This window comes from Salinirubellus litoreus (assembly GCF_037335815.1).
Classification (GTDB): Archaea; Halobacteriota; Halobacteria; order Halobacteriales; family Haloarculaceae; genus Salinirubellus; species Salinirubellus litoreus.
This window is the reverse complement of the sequence record NZ_CP147842.1, coordinates 362455-389215: the sequence shown is the minus strand read 5'-3', so window position 1 is coordinate 389215 and position 26761 is coordinate 362455. Positions and strand designations below refer to the sequence as shown.

At 60.5% G+C, this 26761-nt stretch carries 27 protein-coding genes and 1 pseudogene; 19 read left to right on the top strand and 9 right to left on the bottom strand.

Annotation, left to right across the window (positions count from 1 at the left end; translation table 11 throughout):
- Positions 1 to 27: 27 nt before the first annotated feature.
- Complete coding sequence (locus WDJ58_RS24775; protein WP_338918274.1) at positions 28 to 714, bottom strand: peroxiredoxin; 687 nt, start codon at positions 712 to 714, stop codon at positions 28 to 30.
- Positions 597 to 878, bottom strand: coding sequence for an NAD(P)H-hydrate epimerase (locus tag WDJ58_RS24770; protein ID WP_338918273.1), 282 nt, complete (start codon positions 876 to 878; stop codon positions 597 to 599). The genes WDJ58_RS24775 and WDJ58_RS24770 overlap by 118 nt, the downstream gene beginning before the upstream one ends.
- Positions 879 to 1557: 679 nt before the next feature.
- Between WDJ58_RS24770 and WDJ58_RS24765 the strand changes: the two genes are divergently transcribed.
- Positions 1558 to 2607, top strand: coding sequence for an RNA-guided endonuclease InsQ/TnpB family protein (locus WDJ58_RS24765; protein ID WP_338918272.1), 1050 nt, complete (start codon positions 1558 to 1560; stop codon positions 2605 to 2607).
- Between the two features lie 316 nt (positions 2608 to 2923).
- Here WDJ58_RS24765 and WDJ58_RS24760 read toward each other — a convergent pair whose 3' ends face one another.
- Positions 2924 to 3628: a class I SAM-dependent methyltransferase gene (locus WDJ58_RS24760; RefSeq protein ID WP_338918271.1), complete on the bottom strand. Its 705-nt coding sequence runs from the start codon at positions 3626 to 3628 to the stop codon at positions 2924 to 2926.
- Positions 3628 to 5202: a radical SAM protein gene (locus WDJ58_RS24755; RefSeq protein WP_338918270.1), complete on the bottom strand. Its 1575-nt coding sequence runs from the start codon at positions 5200 to 5202 to the stop codon at positions 3628 to 3630. The genes WDJ58_RS24760 and WDJ58_RS24755 overlap by 1 nt, the downstream gene beginning before the upstream one ends.
- Before the next feature lie 52 nt (positions 5203 to 5254).
- Here WDJ58_RS24755 and WDJ58_RS24750 point away from each other — a divergent pair, with 52 nt between their 5' ends.
- The 5 genes from WDJ58_RS24750 (at position 5255) to WDJ58_RS24730 (ending at position 9153) form a co-directional block, all read left to right on the top strand.
- The gene (locus WDJ58_RS24750; RefSeq protein ID WP_338918269.1) at positions 5255 to 6004 is read left to right on the top strand and encodes a DUF547 domain-containing protein; all 750 of its coding nucleotides are present in this window, start codon (positions 5255 to 5257) and stop codon (positions 6002 to 6004) included.
- Between the two features lie 40 nt (positions 6005 to 6044).
- On the top strand, positions 6045 to 6539 hold the full coding sequence (locus WDJ58_RS24745; RefSeq protein ID WP_338918268.1) for a peroxiredoxin family protein: 495 nt from the start codon (positions 6045 to 6047) through the stop codon (positions 6537 to 6539).
- A gap of 276 nt (positions 6540 to 6815) precedes the next feature.
- A complete protein-coding gene (locus WDJ58_RS24740; protein WP_338918267.1) occupies positions 6816 to 8090 on the top strand; it encodes an RNA-guided endonuclease InsQ/TnpB family protein in 1275 nt (424 codons plus the stop codon).
- 46 nt (positions 8091 to 8136) lie between these two features.
- Entirely contained in the window at positions 8137 to 8628 is a 492-nt protein-coding gene (locus tag WDJ58_RS24735; RefSeq protein ID WP_338918266.1) for an SRPBCC family protein, read from the top strand.
- A 162-nt stretch (positions 8629 to 8790) separates the two neighbouring features.
- Complete coding sequence (locus WDJ58_RS24730) at positions 8791 to 9153, top strand: hypothetical protein (RefSeq protein WP_338918265.1); 363 nt, start codon at positions 8791 to 8793, stop codon at positions 9151 to 9153.
- Positions 9154 to 9226: 73 nt separating this feature from the next.
- Here WDJ58_RS24730 and WDJ58_RS24725 read toward each other — a convergent pair whose 3' ends face one another.
- The gene (locus WDJ58_RS24725) at positions 9227 to 10462 is read right to left on the bottom strand and encodes an MFS transporter (RefSeq protein WP_338918264.1); all 1236 of its coding nucleotides are present in this window, start codon (positions 10460 to 10462) and stop codon (positions 9227 to 9229) included.
- A gap of 357 nt (positions 10463 to 10819) precedes the next feature.
- On the opposite strand from WDJ58_RS24725, the pseudogene WDJ58_RS24720 reads away from it, so the two are divergent.
- Positions 10820 to 11083, top strand: a pseudogene (locus WDJ58_RS24720) (sensor histidine kinase); the annotation flags it as partial.
- A 73-nt stretch (positions 11084 to 11156) separates the two neighbouring features.
- Positions 11157 to 13142, top strand: a complete 1986-nt coding sequence (locus WDJ58_RS24715) for a thiamine pyrophosphate-binding protein (protein ID WP_338918262.1) — start codon at positions 11157 to 11159, stop codon at positions 13140 to 13142.
- Between the two features lie 168 nt (positions 13143 to 13310).
- On the opposite strand, the gene WDJ58_RS24710 is transcribed toward WDJ58_RS24715, so the two are convergent.
- Positions 13311 to 13904, bottom strand: a complete 594-nt coding sequence (locus WDJ58_RS24710; RefSeq protein WP_338918261.1) for a hypothetical protein — start codon at positions 13902 to 13904, stop codon at positions 13311 to 13313.
- 608 nt (positions 13905 to 14512) lie between these two features.
- Here WDJ58_RS24710 and WDJ58_RS24705 point away from each other — a divergent pair.
- From WDJ58_RS24705 to WDJ58_RS24685, 5 genes are all read left to right on the top strand, one after another.
- Positions 14513 to 16216: a glutamate synthase-related protein gene (locus tag WDJ58_RS24705; protein ID WP_338918260.1), complete on the top strand. Its 1704-nt coding sequence runs from the start codon at positions 14513 to 14515 to the stop codon at positions 16214 to 16216.
- 152 nt (positions 16217 to 16368) lie between these two features.
- Positions 16369 to 16566 (top strand): hypothetical protein, encoded by a 198-nt coding sequence (locus WDJ58_RS24700; RefSeq protein ID WP_338918259.1) that lies wholly within the window; start codon positions 16369 to 16371, stop codon positions 16564 to 16566.
- 7 nt (positions 16567 to 16573) lie between these two features.
- Positions 16574 to 17059, top strand: a complete 486-nt coding sequence (locus WDJ58_RS24695) for a dihydrofolate reductase (RefSeq protein ID WP_338918400.1) — start codon at positions 16574 to 16576, stop codon at positions 17057 to 17059.
- Positions 17060 to 17078: 19 nt separating this feature from the next.
- On the top strand, positions 17079 to 18347 hold the full coding sequence (locus WDJ58_RS24690; RefSeq protein WP_338918258.1) for a M20 family metallopeptidase: 1269 nt from the start codon (positions 17079 to 17081) through the stop codon (positions 18345 to 18347).
- A complete protein-coding gene (locus tag WDJ58_RS24685) occupies positions 18344 to 19129 on the top strand; it encodes a sulfite exporter TauE/SafE family protein (protein WP_338918256.1) in 786 nt (261 codons plus the stop codon). Before WDJ58_RS24690 ends, WDJ58_RS24685 begins: the two co-directional genes overlap by 4 nt.
- 17 nt (positions 19130 to 19146) lie before the next feature.
- Here the strand turns inward: WDJ58_RS24685 and WDJ58_RS24680 are convergent, their stop codons facing one another.
- Entirely contained in the window at positions 19147 to 19407 is a 261-nt protein-coding gene (locus tag WDJ58_RS24680; RefSeq protein WP_338918254.1) for a MarR family transcriptional regulator, read from the bottom strand.
- Between the two features lie 82 nt (positions 19408 to 19489).
- A complete protein-coding gene (locus WDJ58_RS24675; RefSeq protein WP_338918253.1) occupies positions 19490 to 19837 on the bottom strand; it encodes a winged helix-turn-helix transcriptional regulator in 348 nt (115 codons plus the stop codon).
- A gap of 77 nt (positions 19838 to 19914) precedes the next feature.
- Between WDJ58_RS24675 and merA the strand changes: the two genes are divergently transcribed.
- The 4 genes from merA to WDJ58_RS24655 all read left to right on the top strand — a co-directional run bounded on the left by merA (position 19915) and on the right by WDJ58_RS24655 (position 23174).
- Complete coding sequence (gene merA, locus WDJ58_RS24670; RefSeq protein ID WP_338918252.1) at positions 19915 to 21426, top strand: mercury(II) reductase; 1512 nt, start codon at positions 19915 to 19917, stop codon at positions 21424 to 21426.
- A gap of 135 nt (positions 21427 to 21561) precedes the next feature.
- Complete coding sequence (locus tag WDJ58_RS24665; RefSeq protein WP_338918251.1) at positions 21562 to 21801, top strand: glutathione S-transferase N-terminal domain-containing protein; 240 nt, start codon at positions 21562 to 21564, stop codon at positions 21799 to 21801.
- A gap of 24 nt (positions 21802 to 21825) precedes the next feature.
- Positions 21826 to 22638, top strand: a complete 813-nt coding sequence (locus tag WDJ58_RS24660; protein ID WP_338918250.1) for a DUF63 family protein — start codon at positions 21826 to 21828, stop codon at positions 22636 to 22638.
- A 230-nt stretch (positions 22639 to 22868) separates the two neighbouring features.
- Positions 22869 to 23174 (top strand): putative quinol monooxygenase, encoded by a 306-nt coding sequence (locus tag WDJ58_RS24655; protein WP_338918399.1) that lies wholly within the window; start codon positions 22869 to 22871, stop codon positions 23172 to 23174.
- Between the two features lie 293 nt (positions 23175 to 23467).
- On the opposite strand, the gene WDJ58_RS24650 is transcribed toward WDJ58_RS24655, so the two are convergent.
- Positions 23468 to 24631, bottom strand: a complete 1164-nt coding sequence (locus tag WDJ58_RS24650) for a redoxin domain-containing protein (RefSeq protein WP_338918249.1) — start codon at positions 24629 to 24631, stop codon at positions 23468 to 23470.
- A 394-nt stretch (positions 24632 to 25025) separates the two neighbouring features.
- Between WDJ58_RS24650 and WDJ58_RS24645 the strand changes: the two genes are divergently transcribed.
- Both WDJ58_RS24645 and WDJ58_RS24640 read left to right on the top strand, forming a co-directional pair.
- Positions 25026 to 25790 (top strand): pirin family protein, encoded by a 765-nt coding sequence (locus tag WDJ58_RS24645; protein WP_338918248.1) that lies wholly within the window; start codon positions 25026 to 25028, stop codon positions 25788 to 25790.
- Positions 25791 to 25982: 192 nt separating this feature from the next.
- Positions 25983 to 26627, top strand: a complete 645-nt coding sequence (locus WDJ58_RS24640; protein WP_338918247.1) for a DUF302 domain-containing protein — start codon at positions 25983 to 25985, stop codon at positions 26625 to 26627.
- Positions 26628 to 26761: the final 134 nt, after the last annotated feature.

Sequence of the window (26761 nt, the reverse complement as noted above, 5' to 3'; positions counted from 1 at the left end):
ATAACCGTTCGCAGGGGGCGCGCGGCGTCAGACCGACTCCTCGGACTCGTCGATCGCACACCGGTCGTCACAGCAGTTCGTCGCTTTCCGCAACGCGTCGAGATCGGGTTGCTCCTCAGGGCTGCGTGCTGACCACGCAAACTGGACAACTCGATCGGGATCGATGACGAACGTTGCGCGACTTGGGACGTTGCGATGCCCCTCGAATTCGTCTTTTAACACCCCGTACGCCTGGCTCACCTGTCCATCGGTATCCGACAGGAGAGGGAACTGGATATTGTGCTTGGCCGCGTACTCGCGGTGGGCGTAGGCTCCGTCCGATCCAATCCCGAGGACGACCACGTCGTCCAGAAGCGTGAGCCAGTCGGCATCCCGGAGAGAACACCACTGGTCGGTACACGCCGGGTGAAAATCGAAGGGATAGAAGACGAGAACCACTGCCCAGCCCCGATCCGTATACTCCGAAAGGCCGTGCGTTTCGATCGTTCCTGCAGCTGCTCCGGGAAGCGTGAAATCCGGTGCATTCTGCCCGACCCTGATCATGCGAACAGATAACACGACTACGGACTTCAAGAAGCGGGGGGCGTGCACCAGTGTCACACAGAAGCGAAGATCGGCCTGCTGTTCGAGTCGAACCCAGTCGTCGTCTCCGAGCGGAAGTTCGTACTCGATATCGAGTCGGTCGTAGACTGTTCGGGAGATACTGATATCCACGAGATAGATGGCCCCTGTGAGGGAACCGGGCGCCCAGTTTTGGGAAGTGCGCGTGTGACCGTGCGATCCGGCGCAACTGCTTCGCCCAGCGGCTTGCCGGTCGTGGCGTCGATACCGGACGGGACGTCGAGCGATACAGTCGGGCCAGATAGTTCGTTTATCACGAGATCGTCAACGGCGTACTCGAAGACGGTGAGCGACCCGAACGGGAGACGGGCTCGCGCGGAAACTCAACCGCCGGCTTCCGTCCCCTCGCGGTCACGTGGTGTCCGATCTGTGCGAGTGGGGTCGTTCATGACCGACGAGTCGACGACTCTACGCCTTCGTCTGGCAAGATGACCACGGCCCGAAGAGCTTCTACAGACTCGCGTGAGAAGCAGCCACAACGGGACTACTGAGTACAAACGTCAGTCATTTCTCAGTGCTGTTGTGGAACGAGATTGCAGACCCGGCCAATGCTTATGCGCTTTTTCACCTGACTACTGAACGGGCTGTCCTGTCACACGCTCCCGCCCCTTGATGATGAGCGACGATTCACGCCTCGGCGTGTGCCCGAACTGCGGTCACGATACCCAGCCGATAGACGAGCTGATCACGTACGAACGGTCAGACAGTACTATCGGTGTCTTTGCCGAATGCCCTGCCTGTGGAGAGATCATCGACCCCGAGTAAGTGGCCTTCCTGGACCAATTGAGTCCGACTACCAAATTACGGAAGTGCAAGGAGAAAGCCCCGTGCTGTAGCGCGGGGATGAATCCGACACTACCCTCCACTAGTCACCGACGATAGCACGCCCTGATATTCCAATGCCTTCTTCCGATAGCACGTCTAATTACAATTGTAATGGTCACGGTGACTGTCACCGCAAAGTTCCACAACCCATCCCTCTCACGACGCAAAGAGTGGCAACACGCCACTCGTCTCTACCGTGACACCAAGCAGTTCTGTATCGACGGATGGGAGAACGGCAACTTCGACAAATCCGTGACCACAGCCAGCATCGACAACGACCTCTACTCGGCCATCCAGAACCAAGCCATTCGAGAGGCCAAATCCGACCACAACAAGGACGGAGAAGTTCACTACCGAGAGAGTCAACCGTTCGCCGTCAACAACCAGAATTGGGAACTCGACACGACCGAAAACGGTACAGTCGTCGTCGGCTTCCCGTGCGTCTCCCAATGGTGGTACACGCCCATCGAAGTGTACGACGACATCGCCGACCCCGTAGGCCGACTGATAGAGGGTGACGCGAAGAAGACACGACTTCAAGTGTACCGCCGTGGCGACGACTGGTACTGTACGTTCAACATCAACTACGACGCCGACACGTCGGGTGAGACACCCATCGGCGTCGATATTGGTGAACGACACATCATCGCTGTGACGGCCTACGGTGAGAGCGAGTCGATGCTGGTGTCGGGTGGTGAGGCGAAGTACGTTCGACGCAAATATCGTTCCCTACGCGATTCGCTTTCGGAAGCGGGTGCGCTTCGCGCACGTAACCGCGTGGGTGACAAAGAACAGCGTCGAATCAAAGACCTGAATCACAAACTCTCCCGTCGTCTCATCACGTTCGCGGAACAGTTCGAGAATCCCATTATTCGGATGGAAGACCTCGAAGGGATCCGCGAGAACAGTTCGTGGTCGGGTGTCCACTCGTGGTACTTCCACCAACTCCAACAGTTCATCACGTACAAAGCCGAACGCGCTGGTATCCGCGTCGAGAAGGTTGACGCCTACTACACCAGCCAGCGGTGTTCGGCGTGTGGTTCGATGGGAACCCGTGATGGCGACCACTTTTCGTGTTTGGAGTGCGGTCGGGAACGCCACGCCGACCTGAACGCGTCGGAGAATATCGCACAACGGGAGGGTGAACCATGCACGGCGTAACAGTTCGGCTGACGCGAACCGTGCTACCTCGCGGGCTGAAGAACCCGCCGTCGTTGACGAGACGCTCTGCGTCTCGTTCGCACACCAGAAGTCTTCGACTTCTGGGGACGCCCGCTGTATGCGGGGAGGAAGGCCCCCTTGACAGGGCTACACGCGCTGGAACGCACACCATTGGTCACAACTCGGTGGCTACCTTTGAGGTTCCACGCGAAAGCGTACTTGAGAACCGAGGAAACGCGCAACCTGAATATCCCCTTCGGGGAATCCTCGCGCATTAGCGCGGGGAGGATGTCAAAACGCTCACGGACCACCCGTGTTACGCGCTGGCGACGAGAGAGACGTAGCTCACGCGTCCGGCTTCGACCGCGGTTTCGAGTTCCTCGATCGCGTTCAGGGCACGCTGGCCGCGCTCGCCCAGCAGACCGAGTATCCCTTCGTAGTCGACGCGGTCGACCACTCGGTCACGCATCGCGAGGAGATCATCGTGGTGATCGTACACCGTCTTCACGTCGAATCCTGCGTCCGTCACCTGCATCATCAGTTGATCACGATTCCGTGCGCCGTCGAGACAGAACGCCCCAGCAATCTGGTCCGGAACCACGGGCCCCTCGCCGTCGACGATCACGTCCGAGAGCGCGAGCCGACCACCGCTGTCCAGAACGCGATGGGCTTCCCCGAGTGCGACGGGGAAGTCTGTGAGACAGAGGACACACTCCGCGAGCAGGACATCTACAGCTCCGTCCCGGATGGGCAACGCAGTCGCGTCGCCCCGGACCACCCGATCAGTGTTCGATGACGGGGCTGAATCCACACCGAAGGCGTCGGCACCGCGCCGGCGGGCAACCGTCAGCGCGTCGCCGGCGCCACAGCCGACGTCCAGCAACCGTGTTCCTGAGCCGACATCAGCTCGGTCGAGCAGCTGAGCTGTCGCTTCAGTCCCGCCCGGGTGGAGCGGCCCGTCGAGTACTGTGTCGAGAGTTCCCCACGGGTTCGCGAGGGCAGCGTCGAACAGTCCACTCATCAGTCGCACCCGTCTCCGCACTCGTCAGGGACGCATCCCCCGTCCGTGACCGTCCCGTCGGCCTGATAGCCGACAGCGGTATCACTCGATGTCTGCGGATCCTCGACCGTGCTCCGACCGCCCCAATCGTTGCGGTTTCGGAGCGCGTACTCGCCATCTTCGGTCGTCATATTGTACCCACAGAACGGGACCAACTCGCCGTCCATCGTCGGAACCGAGATACAACAGTTGCTCAGTCGGTTCACGTCGGCCGCGTCGGCGTCCATGAACCCCGTGAACGACACCGGAACGACCTCGTCGAACAGTCCCTCGACGCCACCAGGAACGTCGATTCCACAGCAGCCGGCAGTCTTACAGGCCCACTCCTCCCCAGCGGCGGTGCCAGCCAGCAGTTCCATGTAGTCACCCTCGTCGACCATTCCGGAGAGGGTGTCCCAGAGCCGGTCATCTATGTACTGTGTGAGCGGGACGAACGAGTCAGCGTCCGCGCACTCGTCGCCACAGCCACACGCATCTGATCGATCGATTCCGGAGTCGCCTGTGTCGGTCGGGTCCGTGTCCCGGGGGACGAAGGCGGTCCCGATCTGACAGTACGCCGAACAACACGGAGCGGGCAACATATCTCGGGGCTCAAGCGTCTCGATCTGTTCGGCCAGCAGCCGCGTGGCGTCGTCGAGAGCGAACCGGCCATCGTTCGATTCGTAGCGGCCGAAGTGCGCCACCGGCTGGAAGTTGACCGAGCGGACTACGTCCCTGTTCTCGAGCGCGAATCGGACGATGTCACCCATCTCGTGGTCGTTGACTCCGGGTACGACTGTCGGAACCAAAACGACCGATAGGTCCGCGGCCCGGCAGGCCTCGATCGCCGCGTGTTTCTCCTCGACGAGGTCAACCTCGCGGATCTGTTCGTAGGTCTCGCTCGTCAGACCATCGAACTGCAGGTATAGCGCGGTGACGCCTGCGTCGGCGAGCACCTCCGCGTAGCCGTCTTCCGTCGCCAATCGGATTCCGTTCGTGTTCACCTCGACGTGATCGATTCCTTTGCCCCGAGCACGCTCGACGAGATCAGGCAGGTCGTCTCTGATCGTGGGTTCACCGCCGGAGAACTGTATCGGTCGACCCCCGGCGTCAGCGACAGTATCCAGCAACGCCTCAATTTCATCGATCGAACGGTGTGCGCCGCCGGGACCGGAACTAGCGAAACAGTAGGAACACGATAGGTTACAGCCCTCCGTGACTTCGACGACCGCCAGACAGGCGTGGTCGGGATCGACGGCTAAACCGCCGCCGTCGTACTCCGGGTTCGGGCCGAAGTCGGCAGCCCACTCCCAGTGGTCTAGTGACCCCCAGACCTGCCGACTGGCCGAACCATGATCCGGGCACTCTCGGGTGAGGAAGACGCCTCCATCGCGTTCTTCGTAACGACCGGGAACCTCTTCGAGACAGTCCGGGCAAAGACTCGTCGTTGTCGCGAGCGTGTCACTACTCTTCACACTTAAAACGCGGAATACTCTCCAATAAACATGCCGCGGGTGTGCAATAGCAGAGCGGGAGCGGGTATCGCCGTTGGACACAGGGGTTGCCACAGCGCACAACCCTTTTTCCACATGGTGCCGGAGAAGTCCTATGGCACGTTCGACAGAGCAGGCAACATCGTCGGCGCCGGAGAGAGACGGCTCACCGACGACACTCGCACAGGACCTGCTCGTCGCGTGCAGGCGCGGAGACTCGACCGAACGGTACAGGACCGCGCTCGCCAAAGCCACAGACGCCGATCTCCGCCAGATCCGTGAGGACCGACAAACCGGGCTGGCGTTCTGGCTCAACTGCTACAACGCTGGAACCCAGCTCCTCCTCGAGGAGCGCCCCGACCTATACGAGAGCCCGCTCCGATTCGTTCGGTTCTTTCACGCACCGGCAGTGACGGTCGGTGGCACTTCGCTGCCGCTGGACCGCATCGAGAACGGGCTTTTGCGTGGTGGCCGCTCGAAGTACGGACTGGGATATCTACCGAAAATCAACGTCACGAACTTCGAGCGGCGCTACCGGCTCGACGGCTGTGACCCACGAATCCACTTCGCACTGAACTGCGGTGCCGAGAGCTGTCCAGCGATCCGCGCGTACGAACCAGATCGTGTCGACGAGCAGCTGGACCTGGCAACCCGTAGCTACCTCGACGCGACAGTAGAATACGATGCAGACGCCGGCACCGTTCTCGTGCCGCGCGTGTTCCTGTGGTTCCGCGGTGATTTCGGTGGGGGCTCAGGAATCCGTGAACTGTTGCGCTCGTACGACGCGATTCCGGACGACGCGACGCCAAAGATACGACACAACTCATGGGATTGGACGAGAGCGGCTGGCAAGTTCGTGGAGTAGCCATCACCACCATTTTGACGACCGAAAAACACCGTACCACATGACCGAGCAAGTCCAAGATTTCTCGCTACCGAACGTGTCTGTCGGACCGAATCCGTTCACCCTCTCTGCGCTTTCGGAAGACGTCTCGTTCGTCGTCCTCTTTTTCCAGCGGGACTATTACTGTACGAACTGCCGGAAACAGGTCCAGCAACTCGCAGATCGCATCGAAGAATTCCGGAAGCGCAATGCCGAAGTCGTCTCGATCGTTCCGGAGCCGGTCGAACGCGTCGAACAGTGGCAGGAGACGTACGATCTACCATACGCGTTATTGGCGGACCCGAACGCGGAAGCTGGAGACGCGTACGATCAGCCGGTTCGGTTCGGCCTCCTCGGCCGATTCTCTGACTTTTTCGGTCGGATGCCCGAAGTGGTTATCATCGATAGACGTAGTACGGAGCCGAAAGTCGTGTACGTCCACCGGGGGTCGTCGACGTTCGATAGACCCGAAATCGACGAGATTCTCGACGAGATCGACGAGTTCTCGCAAACTTAGCTCTCGACACGGATCGGAGTCTCGCTCCTCAGAGTACCACTGCTACAGAGGATATCTGCCACGTGGGGTCGGTGATGTCACGGGTCTCCCCGCTCTCCCTGTGTTTGTTTTTTGCACTACCAGGATAGCGCTATATCGGGAAGATTGCTCTACAGATAACTCAAGGCGAGTGCCTCGGGGCCTGACCCCGAGGGTGAAGCCGACATAGGGTTTCACTTTCACCCTGCATGGCGCGGGCTTATGACTGATACAAACCTAGCAATGAATGCCCCAGAAATGGACGACAAGGCCCTCGTGAAGACTCTGGACTTCCAGCTTGATATCCGGAGTGATAACGAGGGCCTGCTGTACGATGCTACGCTCGAATCCCGCCGAGTGTACAACGAAACCATCCGTCTCTCCAATCAAGGCGTGGACTGGCACGCGATTTCGCCTCGCCTCGAAGACGGCGCCAACCTCGTGAAGAACACAACCCAACGGATCGTCGCCAAGGCACTCGGGGCGATAGAGAACTACTACGAGTACGATGACTTCGGACGCCCGAGTCACACAAAGGACGGTACGTACCCACTTCGAGCCAACTACGAGGAGGGGTACACCCTGTCGCTCACCGACGACGGGGATGTGGCGTTTCGCATCAGCGCGAAGCCGTACAACCACGTCAAAGGCGTCCTCGAAGGAAGTGACGACCACCTCAACCTCCTCAAGACCGCACTCGCGAGTGACGAGTGGAAGGTCACAACCAGCGAAACCCTCTGGCGGGACGGTGACCCCGAACTCCACGTCAACATCCGCAACACCGAGCAAACCGTTCGAGACAAGCAGGACTCGCAGACGGTCGTCGGTGTGGACGTGAATGAAGATAACGTGGCGCTTACCGCCCTCTCCGAGGATGGCGTCGAGGACTCGTTGGTCATCGACTTCCCCGAAATCAAGTTCGAACGCCACCGCTACTTCACGATACGAAAACGCGTGCAGAAGGCAGGGAAGTCGAGTATGCATAACACGCTCAAAGGACGTGAGGAACGGGTCGTCCGCGACCGCCTCCACAAGGTGTCTCGGCACGTCGTGGAGTGGAGCCAGCAGTTCGAGAAACCGTGCATCGTCTTTGAAGACCTCAAAGAGATGCGCGACCATATCGACTACGGCACGCGGATGAACCGACGCTTGCACCACCTTCCGTTCCGCGTTCTTCAGTTCTATACGTCCTACAAGGCCGCATTCGAGGAAATCCCGACTGACTGGATTAATCCCGAGTACACGAGTCAACGGTGCCCGATATGCGGTCACACGGAGCGAGCGAACCGGAACAAGAAGCGGTTCAAGTGTCGGTCGTGTTCTCATCAAGACCACAGCGACCGTGGTGCAAGCGTCAACATCGCCGTGAAAAGCCTCGAGAAGTATCAGGATTGGAATGTGCCTGCTCTCAACAGCCTTCCCCAAGTTCGGAAGGTGCGACGGCGGGCATCGGGGGCTGTGGACGCCCCGACCGTGACCCACCCGACCGTTCGAGGCAACCTTGCCAATGGTTGGAGGGGAGTGTCTGATTAATCCACGGGAAGCCTTGGGGCTTGACCCCGAGGCAGTTCACTGAGACATGCACACTGTCAGTGTTGAGAAGGTAATTTCAGTCCCCGCGGAAGACGCGTGGGCTGCACTCGATGAGTTCGGCCGCGTCTCGGCGTACAACCCACACGTTGCGACATCGAAGATCATCAACGGTCCGGAGACTGGTGTCGGCGCGACCCGCGAGTGTGTATTCGAAGATGGTGGTCGTATCGAGGAGGAGATCGTCGAATACAGTCCTGGATCGAACTATACGGTGGAGTTCATCGATGTCGGCAGTATGCCACTGAAGCGGAATCGGGTTCAGATCAGTGTAGAGGAGCGTGGTGATGCAGCGGCGGTCACGATGGCCGCCACGTTCGAACCCAAGTACGGATTCGTCGGGACTATAATGGCGAAATTGGTGATGGAATCTCGCTTCCGGAGTACGTTCGAGGAAGTCCTCGATGGCCTCGAAGCATACGTCCTCGCTAACCGAGAGGACAGTACAGAGACGGAGCAAACGGGTGTACTATCCGAGTGACCGCATCTCCATCATCAAAACCTGTCCGAGACGGTCACTATGTGAGGGATTTCGGTGTCTTGGGTCTTGTCAACCGATACGCTGATCTATAAATCACGTTCACAGACGTATCGTCGTTGCACGGCCGCAGACGGACTATACTCTCCGGGGCTATACCGACTGATGCAATGGCAAAAAGCAGCAGTTGTGATTCTCGCTGGAACAGAAGGACATGCGAACCTCGGCTACCTCGTTAATGGGCTGGAGACGGCGAAGGAGTTCGCCGAGACTGACGGGGACGAGGTGGAACTCATCTTCGATGGTGCCGGCACCCAGTGGATTCCCGAACTCGAAGATCCGGACAGTGACCCCCACGAACTCTATCAGGCTGTCAAGGATAACGCGTCCGCGTGTGATTACTGCTCCGGGGCGTTCGGTGTCGATGATGCAGTGAATGATTCCGGCGTGGTTCGACTCGACGACCACGACGGCCACCCCAGCATCCGTTCGCTCGTCGACGACGGCTACGAAGTCATCACGTTCTGACGTTCGAAACGTCGACACACGTCTCGGTCCCGTCACGACACGAACACTCTCCTCCGTATCCCCGTTTCGGGGGTCACCCACGACCGCCAGCTAGTGCAGTTACCTCAGGAAGCCGTCGGAGCCACAGCATTGCGACTGTCCCGACGAAGGGTCCGATTACCAGTGGCGAAAAGGCCCACTGCCAGCCGACGACACCGGCAACAATCGGTGTGACCTGGATCGACCCCACCGTGAGGAGAAAGCCGACGGCAGTTTGCAGCGTCAGAGCTGATCCGACGTAACTGTCCTCGGCGAGTTCGGAGACGGCCGCCGAGAACTGTGCGGAATCAGCGACGATGACGAACCCCCAAATCAACAGGAATGGAATAAGGATGGGGAGGGACCCACCAAACACGAAGCCGGCACCAATACAGGCTGTGCCGCTGACAATCATACTTCCGCTCGTGACGGTCGTCCGTCCGATTCGGTCTGCAAACACACCGGCGACGACGGCACCGATACCCCCCACTGCAATGGTTCCGAACGCAAGCAGCGCGGCGAGTGTCGGTGCCGGGTCGCCGCTGGCAGCGAAACTCGCAGCCAGGTATACGGGAATCCACGCCCAGACGGCGTATAATTCCCACATGTGGCCGAAGTACCCGAGGTTAGCGAGCATCGTTCCGCGGTCACCGAGCATCCGCCGAACGGCTCCAGGATCGAATGGGGCTGCCGGAGCCTGGTGAGGACCCGGGCGCACGAAGAGAACGAGCACACCACTGACTGCTGCGAGCCCAGCCGCACCCAGTAAGACGAGTCGCGGACGCCCGACGCCACCGATCGCCCGAAGCAGATGCGGCATTGCCGATCCGATCGTGAGTGCGCCGACAAGCGTGCCGATAGCGAACCCGCGTCCTTCCCGAAACCAGCCAGCCATGATTTTCATACCGGTCGGGTACACACCGGCCAGTGCGACACCGGTGAGAAACCGTAACAGAACGGCCGGGAGGAACGACGACGCGGCAAGAGCAATAAGTGCAGTCGCTCCCGCACCGATGGCGGCTGAGACAGCAAACAGGTACCGCGGCGGAATCGTATCCGAGAGGGTGAGTGTCGCAGAAAGCACGGCGCCGACGACGAATCCGAGTTGCACCGCGTTCGTCAACCATGCTGTCTCAGCGCTCGAAAGATCCCAGAGCGCCGCGAGTTCCGGCCCGACCGCTGATGCACTGAACCAGAGCGTCATCGCTAGCAGTTCGGCAACAGCAAGAACGAGGAGGACACGGTAGCGACTCGTCTTCGTCGGTTCCTGTTTCTGTGACTCCGTACCCATCACGCTGGTGTACTAATCAACGTAAATAAAAACTCACGAGAGGGTTCGGGTGTATTGCACACCGCAGCGTGTATTATATGTGCAGAAGACATCCGTGCCCACGCTAAAAAATGACCGATGACCGGGATCATGATGGTCCTCCGAGCGACCTTTCGGCGAGTACGTCCGCGGCCACGGATTCGTCTCCTGAAGAGCCTTATCGCAAGATTTCCAGTACAACAACGACGCAGTGATGGTCGTCGACCTAGAGATCGGATCCTTTCTCGGTGTCAATCCCGCAGCCTGTAACCTGCTTGGATACTCGAGAACGCACACACTCACGGTGGGACGTCCGTCACCGTCCGTGTCTGAACGCTCGACAGAGACAACAGTGGCGGGTTCTGCGTCGAAGATGACGGCGAAGGGGTCCCAGCGGACGAGCGAGATACCGTATTCGAGTGGGGACATACGACGACCAGTGACGGAACTGGTTTCGGCCTCGCTATCGTCGCCGAGATCGCCGAGGCGCACGGCTGGGAAATTACCGTCTGTGATGCCGAAGCAGGGGAACTCGCTTCGAGATCGAATTCTCCTGAACTCGAGCGAGGGAGAACGGGACATCCCTCAGCAATTAGTATATAAATACTGTGGTGGGTTGGAACAGAATGTAAACCGCGCGGCGTGATTAAGCCCGTTCTCCACGGGTCGCAATTACATGGGCGCAAACTCGTCCCCGAACACGCCACACGGGGACATGACGTGGTACAAGGCACTTTCTCCCGGTGAACTACCTGAGGGCCGAGTCAAGGCTGTCAGTTGTGGCGATACGACCGTCGCTGTCACCCATCACGACGGTGAATATGCTGCGCTCGATAACAACTGTCCCCACCAGGGCGGTCCCCTCGGCGAGGGCTCGATCGAGACTGGCTGGCTCCGTTGCCCGTGGCATGGGTGGGATTTCGACCCGCTGACCGGCGAGACCCCCGGTCCACACGACGACTGCGTCCAGACGTTTCCGGTCGAGGAACGCGACGACGGCATCTACATCGGCTTTCCCGAGGAGGAGCCCCACGAGCGGACAGTGTCGGACGTCATCGTCGAGACACTTGTCAACTGGGGCGTCCGGCAGGTCTGGGGCATCGTCGGCCACTCGAATCTCGGCCTCGCCGACGCGCTCCGCCGTGAGGCCGACCAGGGGAACCTCGCGTACTACGGTGTCCGTCACGAGGGCGCTGGCGCGTTCGCCGCGTCGGCCTACGGAAAACTCACCGGGCGTCCGGCGGCCTGTTTCTCCATCGCCGGCCCTGGCGCGACGAACATGCTCACCGGGCTGTGGGACGCGAATGTCGACGGATCGCCGACGATCGCGCTCACGGGCCAGGTCGAGTCGCAAGTGCTCGGCACGGGCAACTTCCAGGAAGTCGACCTCGAAGCCGCCTACGGTGACGTCGCCGAGTTCGAGGCGACCGTCCTGCCGGACAGCCAGCATGCCGAACTCGCGACCCGCGCCGTCAAGACCGCAATCCTCGAACGAGGCGTCTCGCACCTGATCTTCCCGGACGAGATACAGACCCAGTCTACGGAGGGAGTCGAACCCGGTGATCCCGAGGGGCGTATCACCGAGCGGGACATCAGCCCGCCAGAGGACGCGCTCCAGGGTGCTGTGGACCTGCTCGAAACCGCCGAGCGGCCGGTCATCATCGCCGGCCACGGGGCGCGCTTCGAGATGGACGGGATCGTCGACCTCGCCGAACGGTTCGACTGTCCGGTCCTGACGACGTTCAAGGGCAAAGGGCAGATTCCTGACTCGCATCCGCTTGCCGGAGGAGTCCTCGGCCGGAGCGGGACGCCCATCGCGAGCCACTTTATGAACGAGGCGGACCTGCTGGCCGTCTTCGGCGCGAGTTTCTCGAACCACACGGGGATTGCCGAGTACAAGCCGACGATTCACGTCGACTACGACGCGATGACCCTCGGGAAGTTCCACAGTATCGACGCTCCCGTGTGGGGCGAGATCGGAGTCACCGTCGACGAACTGCTCAACCGCATCGACGATGTTGAGGCGGAGAGTCAGCGTGAGGAACTCGCCGACCGGTGGGAACTCTGGCGCGAGGAGAAGGCGACACGGCGTGCCCATACGCCCGAGCGTGGCGTCAACTATGCCACCGCCTTCGACGCGATGACCCGGCTCGTTCCCGACGACGCCATCGTCCCCGTCGACGTCGGAAACAACACCTACGCCTTTGGGCGGTACTTCGAACCTGAAGGGCAGTCCGTACTCATGTCCGGCTACCTCGGGTCGATCGGCTTCGCCTTCCCGGCCGCACTGGGTGTGTGGGCGGCCACACAGGAACCGGAGTCACCGTTTGCCGGTCGAACGGTGGTCTCAGTCTCTAGCGACGGCGGGTTCGGCCAGTACATGGGCGAGTTCACCACCGCCGTAAAGTACGACATGGATATTACACACGTCCTGCTGAACGACGACGAACTCGGGAAGATCAGCAAAGAACAGCGCACCGGCGGCTGGGACGTCTGGCAGACAGACCTCGTCAATCCGAATTTCGCCGACTTCGCGGAGAACTGTGGGGGCCACGGCATCCGCGTTGAGGACTCAGATTCCTTGGACGAGGCTCTCGAGACAGCCATCGGTCACGACGGACCCGCACTCGTCGAGATCCTCACTGACTCGGACCCGATCTGAGCGATCGGAGGGTCGTGATTGAAGCCCTGTTCGGAGCGGACACGTGAGCATGTGAACGAGTGGTCCGTTGTGCGATCGTCGTCGGCGTAGTGTTGGCGGTGAAAACAATCCTCCGAGGGGAGAGCGACGACATCTTCGAGTAGCCTCGAAAAGAGGTACTGACAGACCCTACCCGTCGAGCGACGGCGGGAACGTCAGCACGTTTCTGAGAGCAGTCCCCATCGTCCCGCCCAAGGTGCCGTGGACCTGCCCTGCACCCCACTCCTCGTGGTGGAGGTCGCAGTTGAACGCCGACGGGGCCCGTCCGGCAGCGACGATGGGATGTTCGGAGAAGAACCGTATCTCGATCGGGTCCTCGTTGTCACCCATCCGAATGCTGTAGTCACCGAACGTCACCGCTGCCCCGGCCGGGACCGCTGATTCGCCGGTCGCGCCGTAGGTGCCGCCGAGTTCGGTCGCCTCGTTGAGGCTGGCACCCCAACTCCCGTCACGAACCTTTCCGGTCGAGTTCGTATCCGTATTCGTCATCCCGTCGCCGTGGGTGTTCGGCATCCCCTTGCCGGAGACGACGTACGCGGTGTACCCTCGACCGGGATTTAGCATACTCGGAGCGAACGTCGCGTTGATGTCGCCCTGTGAATCCACCGGGGCAAACAGATCCGCCTCGGTCTCGGGGTACGGGAAGTCGATCCCGAACCGCTCCCAGTGGAAGTCGATCGCCTCTTTACGTACCTCGAAGATCTCTTGGGTACTTCGTCCCATGATCTCCCGGTTGAAGAACTCCGCCTGCTCCAGTCCGTTCCAGTCGGGGAACGGTTCGGCGTCGGCGACGAAGAGAAGGAAGTGGTCGAATCCCCCCCAGATTCGGTGGGACGAGTGTCTTCTGTCCGTTGTACGCTCCGACGCGGCCGGGGTTGTCGCCGCCTCCCTGCCGGCCACCGGGGGCCGCAGTCGCGGTGCTAGCGCTAGCACCGAGCAATGCACCGACACCGATCGCTTTCAGTGTATCACGTCGATTCATAGTTTTCCATTGTTCGTGTTACCGTGTAACGAACACGCATACCGACGACACCGCTCGTATTATTTACGACGGGAACGGGAGAGAATGTAGTCCTCGCGCCAGATGCAGACACGTTTATATTCCTGTCCCGGTCGATAGCCCCCGAACACCAGATCCAATACAGCTGTAGGTCACTATAGGGTAGCCAACAGTAGAATCGAGTGCCGTCGTCGCCGGTCGTGTACGAGTGGTCACCTGTAGTCGTTTGCGGGTCCATTCGCCAACCTGCAGTACTAGACTTTCGCAACCGGTAGGCTCAGTCACACGCCCGCAGTGGGCTCAAATATCACCCTAGCGAGAAGACAACTCAATGAGTCCATCTGATAGCCGACGACAGTCCGTTGCCGTCTGGAGCGAACTTCCCGATCGTGAACCGACACACGCCCGTGTCGAGGGCGTCGACGTCGTGGTCGTTCGCTACGAAGACGAGGTGTCGGTTCTGTACGGTCGGTGTCTCCACCGGGGGGTCCTCCTCGGCGACGGCCACGTCGAGGGCCACAACCTCATTTGCGGTGTCCACGGCTGGGACTACCGGTACGACACGGGGGTCAGCGAGTACGACAATTCGGAAGTCCTCGAGACGTTCACCGCGTGGGTCGACGAGGACGACGATGCCGTCTTCGTCGACGCGTCAGAAGTCGCGGCGTGGGCGGAAGAGAATCCACAACCGTACGATCCACCTGAAGCTGGCGACGGCGACGACGGGGCGATGCAGGGAGCCACCGACGACATTGAGGGCGGCTCGGTCGCCCCCGAGTTCTACGGCGAACCCGACTACGAGAACGAGCCCTACACACACTACATCCAGAGCCTCGCCCAGAAGGGACCCGAGGGAATCGGTGAACACGGTGACGTCTCGGCGATGGGCGTTCCGCGCTCGGAGCTCCCGTCCTGGGACGACCTCCAGATCCTGACTGCCCAGCTCGCACGTACCCCACTCGACGACGAGGTTCCAGTCGACACGGAGCTCGTGATCGGACCAAACGCGGAGAACCCGCTCCAGCTGGACATCCCGATATTCGTGAGCGACATGAGTTTCGGTGCGCTCAGCGAGGAGGCGAAGATCGCGATCTCGAAAGGGGCAGACCAGGCCGGCACGGGCATCTGTTCCGGTGAAGGCGGGATGCTCCCCGAAGAACAAGAGGTCAACTCCAGGTACTTTTACGAGTACGCGACTGGGAAGTTCGGCTGGGACATCGACCTCGTCGAACGGGTCCAGGCGTTCCATTTCAAAGCCGGCCAGGGCGCGAAGACCGGAACCGGTGGCCACCTCCCGGGCGAAAAGGTACAGGGCCGGATCGCCGAGGTTCGTGATCTCGAACCGGGAACGGACGCTGTGAGCCCGGCGCGGTTCGACGACCTGCGGACGCCCGAGGACTTCGCCGAGATGGCTGACCGGGTACGCGACGTCGGCGGCGGCATCCCGATCGGATTCAAGCTCTCCGCCCAGCACGTCGAGGAGGATATCGACTTCGCACTGGAGGCTGGTGCCGATTATCTGATTCTAGACGGTCGAGGCGGTGGGACCGGCGCCGCGCCGGACGTGTTCAAGAACAACATCTCCGTCCCGACGATGGCAGCGCTCGCGCGTGCCCGCCGCCACTTAGACGAGCGCGACCGGTCGGATGTGACGCTCATCGCGACGGGCGGCCTCCGGACGGAATCTGACTTCATCAAGGCGATGGCGCTCGGCGCCGACGGGGTCGCGGTCGCGAACTCCGCGATGCAAGCTATCGGCTGTCTCGGGATGCGGGCCTGTGACTCGAACAACTGTCCGGTCGGGATCGCCACCCAACGAGAGGACCTCAGAAACCGGCTCGTCATCGACTCGGCCGCCGACGGGCTGCAGAACTTCTTCGAAGCGACCGTCGAACTGATGAAGGTGATGGCCCGTGCCTGTGGACACGATAGCCTCTCCGGGTTCGAACGCCGTGATCTGACGACCTGGAAGAAAGACATCGCCGACCTCACTGGTGTCGAGTACGCCGGTATTGGCCGAGGGACTGAACGGTGAATATAAAACTATCGCAGACGTGCCTGCTCGTCGGCGACGCCCGATACCGATTATTTTGTTCTCCTACTAATTCGAGTATGGTCAGCAGTACTACTCCGCCGGGGTCGACCCCAGATCGAAACGATGTCATCGCGGATTCGTATGCGATTCGTGTGGACGAGCGACGAATCAGCGTGTGGCAGTATCGTGTCGATATCTCCGCTCCCGACGGAGAGTGGCGTTTCATGGAAATGTTCGACCACGACGAAGATCCGAAACTGACCGTCGAACACGCGACACTGACGTCGCCCACAAAAGAGGGGTATTGGATATACAGCAGGTCCTACGACTGCGAACTGGACTGTGAGTAGCAGCAAAATGACGACCTTGGTCACAGTCGCTGCGGTGGCAGAGAACGGCATTATCGGCCGGAACCGCGAACTACCGTGGCCGAGCATCCCGGCCGACAAACGACAGTACCGAAAGCGGATCGCAGACTGGCCCGTCATCCTCGGTCGTCGAACGTTCGACTCGATGCGTGATGACCTGCCCGGAACGGCACAGATCGTATTGAGCCGATCAGCGTCCGAATACGACGTCGAATCAGCACACCACGCAGGAGGCATCGACGACGCGGTCGCAACCGTCGAGTCGCTTGGGTCCGACCGCGCCTACGTCATCGGTGGGGCAGGCATCTACGACCTGTTCCAGCCCGTCGTCGACCGGATGGTGCTCAGCCGGATACCCGGTGAATACGACGGTGACGCCTACTTCCCGGAATGGGATGCGAATGAGTGGACCGTCGTCGATCGCACCCCCTACGACGACTTCACCCTCGAAGAGTGGGTGCGAGAACTGAGCTAACGAGTGTCTCTGACCAACTATGGATACGCCTGATCTGCCCACACCTGTCGCCGAGTACCTCTCCGCCAATCGTACAGAGCTGTTCGAGTTCACGGAGACGCTCGTCGGCTACGAGACACAGAATCCACCCGGGCGAACGATCGATGTCGTCGAGTGGCTCGAAGATACGCTCGAGGAACCTTCGTTGTCCGTAGAGCGCTTCGAAGTCGACCCCGAAAAGCCGAACCTCGTCGCCACGCTTCCCGGCCGGGGAGATCGCACACTGTGTTTCAATGGCCATGTCGATACCGTTCCGTTCGACGAGAGCGATTGGTCGTACGATCCAATGGGGGAGCGAGACGGCGAACGCATCTACGGCCGCGGGACGACCGACATGAAAGGCGCCGTCGCCGCGATGGTGCAGGTCGCACTCGCCTACGCTCGCACCGGAACGGAGCCACCAGTGACACTCCAGTTCGCGTTCGTGAGCGACGAGGAGACGGGCGGTGACGCCGGCCTGACGACCGTGTTAGAGACGACGGAGTTCGACCCCGACGCCTGCGTTGTCGGCGAAACCACTGCCCGGAACGGGCGCTACTCCGTCTCTGTTGCCGACCGTGGGAACATCTGGCTGACGCTCGAAGCGGCGGGCACTGCTGCCCACGGCTCACGGCCGATGATCGGGGAGAACGCGGTTGACCGACTAACAGATGCAATCGAGCGGCTGCGACACGACTTCGGACAGGAGAAACTGTCGGTCGATTCATCGATGGACGAGATTATCGAGGAGTCCGTCGACTTCTACGAGCCGGAGGCCGGGGGCGAGGCTGCCCGCAGCCTGTACCGGTACCCGACGATCAATCTCGGCATCATCAAGGGCGGAACGGCGATCAACACAGTGCCGGCCTCGGCGTGTGCGAGAGTCGATATTCGATTGACCGCCGGTGTCGATACCAGAGAGGCACTCGGCGGGATACGGAACTGCTTGACCGGGATGGATGGTATCGAGATTGTGGACATCTCCTGGACCCGTGGGTCGTACCAACCGCTCGGGAGTCCCATCGTCGAAGCGAGCGCCCGGGCAGCCGAACATGTCGTCGACGACCAGGTCTACCGACGGAGTGCGACTGGTGGTGGCGACGCCAAGGTCCTCCGACACAACGGAATTCCCACGGTCGAGTTCGGCGTCGGCACCCAGACAGCACACGGAACTGATGAATACACAACGACCGAGGCCCTGGTTCGAAACGCCATCAGTTACGGAACGCTCCCAGTCCTCTACGAGCAATTCACGAGTACTGACGGATGATTGCAGCTATTGAGGGGACGACAGTCGGGCTGATGACGCTCGTTATTCTGATCGCCGGAACGACGAATGGACTGGCTGGCTTCGGATTCGCCCTCGTCGGAACAATGGCGCTTGCAACAGTAATCGATCCGGCGACGGCAGTCGTGTTCATGATTATCCCCATTCTCGCGGTGAATCTTTCGCTGGTACGTGATCTCTCCCGGGAAGAGCTTCGAACCTGTAGTCGAAGGTTTGGACCACTCATTGGTGCAGCACTGGTCGGCACAGTTGTCGGGATGGCCGTCCTCAGTAGTATTCCGACGGGCCCCCTGCGTGTCGGCCTCGGGGTATTGACGCTCGGCTTCGTCGCGACCGCTCAGCGACGGATCCCCCTCCCAGAGTGGTCGGCAGGTGGGATCGGTACGTTCGCTCAAACGCGAGTTGGGATGCTCGGTGTCGGCGGCATTTCGGGACTGTTGTTCGGTGGGACGAACGTCGGTGTACAGCTCATCGCGTATCTTCGGAGCTTCGACCTCTCACACGGATTATTCGTCGGCGTCGTCGCGCTCGTATTCCTGGGACTCAACGGTATCCGCGTTGGTGTGGCGGGGCTGTTCGGGCTATATCCGAGCGGAATTGTCCTGTTCGCGTCCGTCGTCGCTGCCATCCCGGCCGTCATCGGAGTCGCAGTCGGGAAGCGACTTCGAATCACCGCCAGCGAGCGCTCTCGCAGACTCGTCGTGCTGGGACTGCTTACCGTGGTGGGAATCCGTCTGGTAGGCGGCGGGGCCGGAATACTGTGAATAGCGAGGTCTGTATTTCAGTCGAGATTCGCTTCAAGTGAATAGATACGCTGCCTGGCATCCATAAACGAGATACGTGACTTGACGAGCCCGTTCTCTTCGAGTTGGGTGAGTGCATAGCGAACGGTTCGCGCTGGAAGAAGTGTCGACTCGGCGAGGGCCGACTGGGTGCTATCGCCCTCATATTCGAGTGTTTTCGCGACGAGTTTTGCACTCGGCGGGAGGTCGTGGAGGGCAGCCGAAGGTGCTTGAGTGGACAAAGACGACTGGTCTGGCATCAATATCAGAGAATGGGATGGAATCATCTTAACCGACTACCGGAGATGCAACACGGTTACACAACCGTTCGCGGGTCATCAATCACTCGTCCGTCGAGGCCCACTCCAAGAGGGGTTCGAGCCGAGTTCTCACCTCGCCCCCGTCGTCGGTCAGCGAGTACTCGACGCGGGGTGGAATCTCGTTATACTGAGTCCGAGAGACCAGTCCGGCCTCCTCGAATTCGTCGAGCCGTTTCGAGATGGTCGAGGTACTGGCGCTCGAGAGGTGCTCCTCGATCGCCCCAAACCGGAGTGACTCGTGAGCGCCAATGATGCTAATCAGCTGCATCGCATATTTCTGGCTGAGCGTGTCGATGACACCGGTCAGCGGACAGTAGCACGTTCCGTCGACATCGCACGTAGGGGCGGGTGATGATGTTGAATCTGCCATAGCTTCGTGGCCTCCGACCTACTCCATAGCTTTGGACTCCACAGTACAATTACTTCGCGTTCTAAATCTGTGACGAGATGGAGGAGAACAATTCGTATGATCTCGTGATTCTCGGCGGCGGAGCCGCTGCCTTTGCTGCCATCACGGAAGCGAGTGGACGAGGGCTTTCGACAGCAATGGTGAATACAGGACTCCCAATCGGCGGGACGTGCGTGAACGTCGGCTGTGTCCCGAGCAAACATCTCCTCGCTGTCGGCGAGAGTGCTGCCGCACCGCAGGAGAATCCGTTCGAGGCGGTCAGATACAGCGACGACGAGCCGACAGTCGACTGGGCGAAGGCACTCGACGGCACCGACGCTCTGGTCGAGCGGTTCCGGCAGGAGAACTACGTCGACGTCGCCGAGCACTTCGAGACGAATATCTACGAGGGCTACGGCCAACTGATTGACGACACGACCATCGAGATCGTCGACGGCCCCGACGAGAGGATCCAGATCACCGGCAATAAAATGCTAGTCGCGACGGGGAGTTCACCCTGGGCACCACCCATCGACGGGCTGGACGATGTCGACTACTACACGAGCGAAACCATTCTCGAGGAACGCGATCTCCCCGAGAACATCGTCATCATCGGTGGCGGTTACATCGCGCTTGAATGGGGACAGATCCTCCACCGGGTCGGCGTCGACATCACGATTCTCCAGCGCTCCGAGCGCGTCCTCTCGGGAATGGAAGGCCAGCTCGGTCGTGAGATACAGCGCACGTTCGAAGCAGAGGGTATCGCGGTGGTCACCGGTAACGACTTCCAGCGCGTCGGCACTCCAGCGCCCGACAGAAGCGCTGACACGAGACAGTCAGGCGTAATTATCGAGACGATTGTCGACGGCACCGAGCGCACGGTCACCGGGGACGCGCTGTTCGTCGCGACTGGCGTTACCCCGAACAGCGAAGGGATCGGCCTCGAGACAGTCGGGGTCGAGACGAACGACGACGGGGCAATCCTTGTCGACGAGCACTTCCAGACGACGAACCCGGACGTGTACGCGGCCGGTGACGTGATCGGTGAGCCAGAACTGGAGACAGTTGCCGCAAAAGAAGGCAACCACGCCATCAAGAACGCCTTCGGTAGCGCGGAGCAACGCTCCGCGGGCCGTTCGAGCGGGCAGAGCCCGCGAGAAGACAACGAGGGAGTCACGATCGACTACGATACGGTGCCAGCAGTCGTGTTCACCAGCCCGGAGGTCGCCTCTGTCGGGACGACCGAGCTGGAGTACATGGACGAACACGGCACCTGTTCGTGCCGGACCGTCCAGATGGACGAGGTGCCGCGAGCGAAGGCAGTCGAGGACACGGATGGCCTGGTCCAGGTCGTGAAACACCACGAGACCGACGAGATCGTTGGCGTCCACATGGTCGGTCCCCGTGCCGCCGACATGATCATGGAAGCGACGCTAGCGGTGAAGTTCGGCCTGACCGTCGACGACATCATCGACACCGTCCACCCGTTCCCGACGTTCAGTGAAGCGTTCAAACAGGCCTGTCAGGCGTTCCGTCGCGATACCTCGATAATGAGCTGCTGTGTCGAGTAAGTTGCCCTCAAAGCAACTTCCGCGGATCTCAATTCCTCCGTTTGTACAACCTGACAGTACCGACGCTCGTGCGACCGCGGTTCGGATCCGCGATGAGTCTTTAATGTGACCGTGCTCACACTGTACCAAGATTCGATGTTGGAACTCTATCGACTCGCCGGCTGCCCGTACTGTGCGAAGGTCGAGCGCAAGCTCGATGAGCTAAACCTCGACTACGAGTCACACAACGTCCTCCCCTTTCGCTTCCTCCGGTTCGAAGTGAAATCGGTGAGTGGTCAGTCCGGTGTTCCGGTTCTCGTCGATCCCGAACACGGAATCGAGGGAATGGCCGAGAGTGACGACATCGTCGCTCACCTCGAAAACACGTACGCCTGACGTGGTTTCGGACGCCCGTCGAGCGTGGAGGTCCTCGGAACTCCGTCGTCCGATACGGTCGATATGAATGGGTCGGTCATCGCGTTCGTCCTCGCCGGCGTCGTGGGTGCCACAATGGCTTGGAGCCTTCGTCATCGTCGCGTCGTTGTGACCGCGGATGAGATCGCAGCGACGCTTCCGTGGTTCGCCGTCATCGGTATCGCGGTCGCTATCGGACGTGCGGTGCCCGTGTCGGGATTGACCGCTGGATTCCTCCGGAGTCCAACGGTGTATCTCGTGGTCGGGGCGCTCGTCGCAGGACTGTGGGTCACACTGGATGCCGTCGATGTGAACGATACCTCGCAGTGGACGGCTGCCAGCGGAGTCCTCACCACGATCGCCGTTGGAGGGGGGAGTCTCCTGATGGCTGAGGCACTTCAACTGCGTGTTCTCGCGTGGAACGCCGTTTCGATCGGCCTGGCGATAGGCATCACTGCACTCGTCCTCGGGACGGTTCTGGGGGGACAACGGACCGCCCATGGATGGCTCAGTGGGAGTGTCCTCTTTGCACACGTCCTCGACGCGACGACGACCGGGGTCGGACTCGAACGACTTGGGATGTCAGAACGGAACCCGATCTCCGCGACGGTCATTCAGATGGGAGATGGAATCGGCCCGTCCGGTGTCATCCTCTTTCTACTGGTGAAAGTGACCGTTGCCGTGCTCGTTCTATCGGCACTCGACTCTGACGCCGACCGTGCCGGTCGAGAGACGGTCGGGGTACTCGTTATTGCCGCCGGAACCGGATTCGTTCCGGCCGTTCACAATCTCGCACTGTTCACGCTCACAATCCACTAAACGGTAGATATACATCCGGTACTGCGCCGCAGCACGTCGTCCCGTGGCTACCCTCCGGAGAACCCATCAGCCCCGGGTTACTTCGTCGAGTGGAAATAAAAAACCGCTCGGCAGGGATTCGCCCGAGCGAGCAACCGTCCGTGGATCGGACAGCCATCGAAGGTGTTAGTGTTGGTCGAGCGCCAGGCCGGTAAGGGTTTATTTTGGAACCTCCCCTTACTTCGGCCACCGTGATTGTCCTGCACGCGGTATTTCCGCTCGACCCAGCGACCCGTGACGAAGCGCTCGGCCTCATCGAAGACCTCGTCGAACACTCCCGGAAGGAAGACGGGATGATCGACTACCGCGCCGCGACCGACGTCTCGGATCCGAACGTCGTGCGGTTCTTCGAACAGTACGAAGACGCTGCTGCATTCAAGTCCCACTCTCAGACGGACCACTTCCAGGAGTTCGAAGAGAGACTTCCCAACCTGCTCGCAGGTGAACCCGAAGTCCTCCAGTTCGAGGTCGAATCGGCGACCGAACTCGAGCTCTAACGACCGGAACTCCGTGGGTTCCGTCCGACGCCAGTCAGTACACTATACGGTGCCGATCTAACGTCGGAGTGGCCGTCACGCCCCCTTCCGACCGGGGGGATGCCTTCCTCTATAGTACCCACGACGGAGATGGGCCCACTACCCGCTCCGAATTACCTGATTCGACGGTCGAGATCGTGTCCGGCGGGGGGCAACGACGACACGGTCCCGCGTGCCATCACAGCGACGATATGGCATCGCACGCTCAATCTGTACGGATACTCACTCACTCACTCACTCACTTGTACGGATAATCACTCGGACACCACCTGACGTCGTTCCGGATGCTCGAACTCGAACTCCTCCGATCGGATCATTTCCAGGGTCTCTTCGATAGACGGACGATCCCCCCAGAAGGTCCCGTAATAGGCGAATCGAACCGTTCCGGTCGGATCGATGATGATCGTCGCGGGGCGATTGATATACGCGGCGTGGACGGCGTAGGCCATCGGGTCGACTCCGTATCTCGCGCCGACCGCCCCAGCACGGTCGAGGAGGTGTGGCCACCAGATCTGCTCCGTGTACGACTCGATGAACGAATCCTCGGCGAACCAGTACTCCGGTTCGAGCTCTCGACCGACCATCACTCGGCCGCGATAGCGGCCGTGACACTCGATCGTCGCCACGTTGACGCCCGCGTCGTGCAACTCCTCACGAAGCTCGATCAGTTCGTCGAATTCACGGTGACAGACCGGACACCAGTCGGCGAACACCCAGATCAGGACCGTCCACTCGTCGTCTCCGATCGAGTCATCGAGGTCCCACGTCCGTCCGTCAGTATCCGGCAACTCGAACGACGGCGCGGACTCACCGACCACGAGCTGTTCGAACGTATCCTCGTCGAGATTTCGGTACGCGGCCTCCAGTTCAGGCTCGACGACCGCGCCCTTTTCGATGCGGTCGATCGAGAGTTCGGCTTGATGACGGACGTCCTTCGAATCGTCGTTCGCGTACCGGTCACGAAGCAGATCCAGTGATCGAGTGGCACCGATCTGTCCCAGGGCGACGATAGCCTGCGATCGTGCCAGTGCGTTCGGATCCTCGCGAACCACACGTTCGAGGTGCTCGATCTCCGAACGTGCTCGTAGCACTCCCAGTGCTGTTGCGCACACGTAGCGTACCTGAACAGCGTCGTCCTCGAGTCCAGCGGCGACAGCGGACGCTGCAGCGTCACCGAGCCGAACGAGGTCGCGGACGGCCAGCAGTCGGACTCGCCAATCGTCGTCGTCGAGATCCGCGATACCGTGCTCTTCGAGCGTCCGATCGGTCGTAAAGCTCGTCTCGTCAACGGAGTGGAACTCGTGGGTCCGAACACGGTCGAGTATCGTCTCTACAGGCGGTTCATCGGATGCATCCGTTTCGATATGGTTCACACACCCACGAATCGACCGATCTAATAAAAGTATACTCGACGACACCGTCGATCTGTTCCTGTCTCACCGGGAGACAGCACCATTACCGAGTGACATCCTCCTCGCCGTACACGGCGAGGCTTCCCACGGCCCCGCACCGCTGGGTTGGGAACGTACGTTTCCGACCCGACGTGCCGATGGGCGTGCCACGCCCCCGTTACTCCTATCGGCCGGTGGGTTCCACTGGTTCTGCCCCGGTGACTCGGAGGTATCTCAATTCTTTTGTGTCGGTGATACTTACTCACTCCCCAGACAACATACGTGTGCGTGTCGGATTCACGCCCGCCGTACACGGCGGGATTCTCTCCTTGATGAAAGATAGGTGGTAGAGACTACGACACTCCAGGCACGAGACCAGCACGCAGAATCCATATAGCGTCCGAGGGACTAAAGGAGGCTAATGGACGATTCCCCCTCGGCAGAGGCACAGCCACGAATCTACACCACTCCACGAACGGACGTCTCGCAGAACCAGGGCAAGTTCAGGATCCACTTCAATTTCCCCGGCCGGGCCGTCCCCGACCACGACGACCACGGCTACGGCCCGCTGGCGACCGTCGTCGAGTCGTTCATGGACCCGGGAACGCTCATCCGGATGCACCAGCACCGCAACGAGGAGATCGTCTCGTGGGTCCCCGACGGCGTGATGCGTCACGATGACCGGCAGGGAAACGAACTGATCACAGATCGCAACAACCTGTTGGTGATGAACGCGGGTAGCGGCTTCTGGCATTCGGAGGAGACGCTCGCTGATGACCCGCCGCTACGGATGCTCCAGATCTTCGTCCGCCCGCACAGTCTCGACCTCGAGCCCAGCATCCAGCACGAACCGATCCCCGACCCGACCTCAAACGAGTGGCGTCACCTGTTCGGTCCCGAGAGCACCGATGCCCCACTCTATGTCCGCAACGACGTCGACTTCTACGACTGCCGACTCGAAGCCGGTGTCACGTCTACGCTCCCCAGTCGAGAAGGTTGGGACACCTACTACTACGTGTTCGAAGGGGAGATCGAGATAGCCGGTGAGCCGGTCGGTCGGACCGAGAGTGCGCTCGTGATCGATGATATCGAAGCATCAGTCACCGCAATCGAAGACTCGGTTCTCGTCGCGTTCTCCATCAACTCCGACGCGCCGATCACCCGACAGGGAACCATCGGCCGCTGACTGAGCGGGGGGCCACCTCTACGATGCGCCATCTCGCCGACCTTTCGAGACGAGACCGATCGCTCCAGGATAGAGGATCGCTGGTCGGCTATCGTGACCGCACGTCCGATGACCAGACGGGCATCGTATTCGGACACTCGTCAGTCCACTCGGAAAACGGCTTCGCGCCGTCCATCCGATTCTATCCGAATTTTGTACAGCCGGACGCCATCCCAAATCATTAGAGGCTGTCGAGTCTCCAACGGGAGTGTCGTGAATAGACGCGTCCTGATCCGACTCCTCGGGGTCACAGCGGCGACCAGCGTCGCCGGATGTGCGGCACAAGACGACGACACCGAAGCCACTGTGAGTGAAACCGAGTCACCGACATCGACTGATAGTCCGACAGCGACCGAGACGGCGACACCCGCGAACACCGAAATGACAGACACCACCACTACCACCACTCAGCCCGCCGATGATGGTCTCGTGACCGTCGCGTCGGAGGAAAGCTTCGACGCGACCGTCGAGCGCATCACAGCCGACATCGAGGAGAGCCCACTGAACCTCGTAACGACGATCGACCACGCCGCGAACGCCGCCTCGGCCGACCTGGACCTCCCGCCGACGACCCTACTCGTCTTCGGTAATCCGGCGGTCGGGACGCCACTCATGCAGGCCAGTCGGACGGTCGCCATAGATCTACCGCAGAAGATGCTCGTCTGGGAAGCTGACGAAGAGACGAGAGTCGCCTACAACGACCCGGCCTACCTCGCCGAGCGTCACGATATCGACGATCAGTCCGATCGACTGGAGCAGATCAGATCCGTTCTCGAGAGCCTCGCGACCGGGGAGTAGTCGGGGGCGGCGAGTCTCAACCCTGACCACCGATCGTCTACGTCCCATCCGACCAGGCGGTGAAATCCTCCTCGACATCGCGTTCCGCCCGAATCCGGAGTTCTTACTGAACGACTGTAGTAGCGTTTGCATGT

Bases quoted from the DNA above. Each gene is read 5' to 3' on its own strand.
- WDJ58_RS24675 (WP_338918253.1), bottom strand. From the start codon at position 19,837: ATGGCAGATTCAACATCATCACCCGCCCCTACGTGCGATGTCGACGGA.
- WDJ58_RS24745 (WP_338918268.1), top strand. From the start codon at position 6,045: ATGACCGAGCAAGTCCAAGATTTCTCGCTACCGAACGTGTCTGTCGGA.
- WDJ58_RS24645 (WP_338918248.1), top strand. From the start codon at position 25,026: ATGGACGATTCCCCCTCGGCAGAGGCACAGCCACGAATCTACACCACT.
- WDJ58_RS24685 (WP_338918256.1), top strand. From the start codon at position 18,344: ATGATTGCAGCTATTGAGGGGACGACAGTCGGGCTGATGACGCTCGTT.
- WDJ58_RS24740 (WP_338918267.1), top strand. From the start codon at position 6,816: ATGGACGACAAGGCCCTCGTGAAGACTCTGGACTTCCAGCTTGATATC.
- WDJ58_RS24725 (WP_338918264.1), bottom strand. From the start codon at position 10,462: ATGGGTACGGAGTCACAGAAACAGGAACCGACGAAGACGAGTCGCTAC.
- WDJ58_RS24705 (WP_338918260.1), top strand. From the start codon at position 14,513: ATGAGTCCATCTGATAGCCGACGACAGTCCGTTGCCGTCTGGAGCGAA.
- WDJ58_RS24680 (WP_338918254.1), bottom strand. From the start codon at position 19,407: ATGCCAGACCAGTCGTCTTTGTCCACTCAAGCACCTTCGGCTGCCCTC.
- WDJ58_RS24695 (WP_338918400.1), top strand. From the start codon at position 16,574: ATGACGACCTTGGTCACAGTCGCTGCGGTGGCAGAGAACGGCATTATC.
- WDJ58_RS24750 (WP_338918269.1), top strand. From the start codon at position 5,255: ATGGCACGTTCGACAGAGCAGGCAACATCGTCGGCGCCGGAGAGAGAC.
- WDJ58_RS24760 (WP_338918271.1), bottom strand. From the start codon at position 3,628: ATGAGTGGACTGTTCGACGCTGCCCTCGCGAACCCGTGGGGAACTCTC.
- WDJ58_RS24715 (WP_338918262.1), top strand. From the start codon at position 11,157: ATGGGCGCAAACTCGTCCCCGAACACGCCACACGGGGACATGACGTGG.
- WDJ58_RS24665 (WP_338918251.1), top strand. From the start codon at position 21,562: ATGTTGGAACTCTATCGACTCGCCGGCTGCCCGTACTGTGCGAAGGTC.
- WDJ58_RS24730 (WP_338918265.1), top strand. From the start codon at position 8,791: ATGCAATGGCAAAAAGCAGCAGTTGTGATTCTCGCTGGAACAGAAGGA.
- WDJ58_RS24765 (WP_338918272.1), top strand. From the start codon at position 1,558: ATGGTCACGGTGACTGTCACCGCAAAGTTCCACAACCCATCCCTCTCA.
- WDJ58_RS24690 (WP_338918258.1), top strand. From the start codon at position 17,079: ATGGATACGCCTGATCTGCCCACACCTGTCGCCGAGTACCTCTCCGCC.
- merA (WP_338918252.1), top strand. From the start codon at position 19,915: ATGGAGGAGAACAATTCGTATGATCTCGTGATTCTCGGCGGCGGAGCC.
- WDJ58_RS24710 (WP_338918261.1), bottom strand. From the start codon at position 13,904: ATGGGACGAAGTACCCAAGAGATCTTCGAGGTACGTAAAGAGGCGATC.
- WDJ58_RS24735 (WP_338918266.1), top strand. From the start codon at position 8,137: ATGCACACTGTCAGTGTTGAGAAGGTAATTTCAGTCCCCGCGGAAGAC.